Here is a 467-nt window from a genome sequence, read left to right as displayed (position 1 = left end):
TCCATGTGCACGAAGCCGAGATCGTAATCCTTGAATCTGCCGCTCTCCCGTTTGCGCTGCTGCGCCGGCGGCAGGCGGCCCAGGCCTTCCGCCTTGAGGATGCGGTAGACGGCATCGCGGTTGAGATGCGGCAGGAAGTGCGTGACGATGAAGGTCAGATCGTCGAGGGGAAAGCCGGTGGCCTGGCGCAGAGCGCAGACGATCGCACGTTCCTCCTCGGTGGCTTTCCAGGGCAGCTTGTGCGGCGGGCTGCTATGGTCCTGGCAGTCCTGCACGCCACGTTTGCGCCACTTGCGGATGCTTTCGGTGCTCACACTGAAACGCTGGGCCAGCACGCCGGTGGGCTCTCTCGAGCGGGCGATCTCCTGACGGACCGCCGGGGTGGTGCGGGCTTGGGGATGAAGGGACAGCATCAGATCCTCCACCAGGCCCGCAGTGGGCGCCGCGAGCCGTCGAAGCGCCAAGTA

At 66.0% G+C, this 467-nt stretch carries 1 pseudogene; it reads right to left on the bottom strand.

Annotation, left to right across the window (positions count from 1 at the left end):
- Nucleotides 1-413 (bottom strand): annotated as a pseudogene (locus tag KBI52_RS00860) (IS481 family transposase); the annotation flags it as partial.
- Nucleotides 414-467 lie beyond the last annotated feature (54 nt).

The sequence above is a fragment of the Microvirga sp. HBU67558 genome (assembly GCF_018069605.1).
Taxonomy (GTDB): Bacteria; Pseudomonadota; Alphaproteobacteria; order Rhizobiales; family Beijerinckiaceae; genus Microvirga; species Microvirga terrae.
The sequence above is the reverse complement of the archived record's forward strand: the minus strand, read 5'-3'. Positions and strand labels throughout refer to the sequence as shown.